The 1,598-nt window shown below is 27.2% G+C and carries 2 protein-coding genes; one reads left to right on the top strand and one right to left on the bottom strand.

Features of this window, described 5'->3' with window-relative positions:
• Nucleotides 1-97: 97 nt before the first annotated feature.
• Nucleotides 98-868 (top strand): C40 family peptidase, encoded by a 771-nt coding sequence (locus U9R42_13980; GenBank protein MEA3497132.1) that lies wholly within the window; start codon nucleotides 98-100, stop codon nucleotides 866-868.
• Here U9R42_13980 and U9R42_13985 read toward each other — a convergent pair.
• Nucleotides 865-1,533 carry a leucine-rich repeat domain-containing protein gene (locus U9R42_13985; GenBank protein MEA3497133.1) on the bottom strand — a complete coding sequence of 223 codons (669 nt, stop codon included), beginning with the start codon at nucleotides 1,531-1,533 and terminating at the stop codon, nucleotides 865-867. The two genes, U9R42_13980 and U9R42_13985, sit on opposite strands and share 4 nt — an antisense overlap.
• Nucleotides 1,534-1,598: the final 65 nt, after the last annotated feature.

Consider the following 1,598-nt stretch of genomic DNA (forward strand, 5'->3'; position numbering starts at 1 on the left):
ATCCTGAATCCTGCATCTCCTTTCCTGAAAAGCAAAAGTTTCATGAAATACAAAACAGGCGAAAATTATATTTGTATTTTTGTAAAAAAAATAAACAATGAAAAAATTCGGTATTTGCCATTTATCATTCTTCCCTTTAAGAAAAGAGGCTAATCATCGTTCTGAGAATGTATCACAAGTTTTATTTGGTGAAGTATTTGAAATATTGGAAGAGAAATATGCTGAGTGGTTTTTTGTAAAATTAGCTTTTGATGGATATTTAGGATGGATAAATACTAATGAATTGCAATATTTGAGTGAAAAGGAATTTAAAAAAGTAAACAATGAAAAAAAACATTATTCATCAGAAGCTATTGCAATAGGTGATAGCAATGAAAGGATTTTGCATCTTGGCTTTGGTAGTTATTTACCTTTGTGGAACGGAAAGAATTTTTACATTGGAGCAAAAGAATTCAGCCTTAGAGGAGAGCTGTTAAAAGCAGATAAAAATAATAAAAACCTCCTTGAAAGTATTGCTTATAAATTATTAGAAATTCCATATTTGTGGGGAGGAAAAAGCTCTTTTGGTTTTGATTGTTCAGGATTTACACAAAGTTTGTTTAAAATTGCAAATATTAATTTACCAAGAGATGCCTCACAGCAAGCAAAAATTGGAAAAGAAATAAATATTGAAGAAGCAAAAGTTTTTGATCTTGCTTTTTTTGAGGAAAATCAAAAAATTACTCATGTTGGAATACTATTAAAAGACAAAAAAATAATTCATGCTTCAGCTAGTGTTAGAATTGATGATTTTGATGAAAAAGGAATTTTCAATTCGCAATTAAAAAAATACACTCACCATCTTAAACTTATCAAAAGGATTTTCTAAAAATTTATTCTTACTTTAGGCAACAATTTTTTTAATCTGTCTATTTCAGCCTGATTTATAGGATTGTATTGCAAGTGTAATTCTTTAAGATTTTTTATTTCAGTAATTTTGTCAGGAACTTTATGAATATTATTTTCGGCAAGTATTATTACCTCCAAGTTTTCAAGTCGTTTTAAAATGCTAAGCACCTGCCTCAAATTAATATTTTTATTAAAAGACAAATCAATTCTCTCAAGGTTTTTTACCCTTGCAACACTGCTGGGCAATTGTTTTAACATGTTATCACTCAGATTAATTTCTTTAAGACTTTTTAATTTAAAAAAATTACGTGATGCAGTTCTAAAATTCATGTTTCTGCTAAAAGAAAGATCTAAATATTCAAGATTTTTCAACCTTCCAATATCTCGTGGTAGTGTTTTAAATTTGTTTCCCGACAAATCAAGTTTCTGCAAATTTTTAAACTTTCTGATTTCTTTTGGTAATTCTCGCAAATTTGATTTTGAAAGGTCTAACTTATAAACTTTATGAGGTTTCTTTAAAGCCTCCTCCATTGATTTATATTCTTTTGCACGCTTTAACTTTTTATCATTTAATAAATTCTGAGAAAATATATTTTGTCCAAAAAATATAAAAATCAGTAAAAGTAATAAAAATTTGCTATTCATGTGTCTCATTTTTTACTTCAAAAATAAGAATAATTAGTTGAAAGTTAGCAATTGAATAATTGATA

Source organism: Bacteroidota bacterium (genome assembly GCA_034723125.1).
GTDB lineage: Bacteria > Bacteroidota > Bacteroidia > CAILMK01 > JAAYUY01 > JAYEOP01.

What these genes read in the sequence shown, in the direction of transcription:
- U9R42_13985 (MEA3497133.1), bottom strand. Translation starts at nt 1,533, where the DNA reads ATGAATAGCAAATTTTTATTACTTTTACTGATTTTTATATTTTTTGGA.
- U9R42_13980 (MEA3497132.1), top strand. Translation starts at nt 98, where the DNA reads ATGAAAAAATTCGGTATTTGCCATTTATCATTCTTCCCTTTAAGAAAA.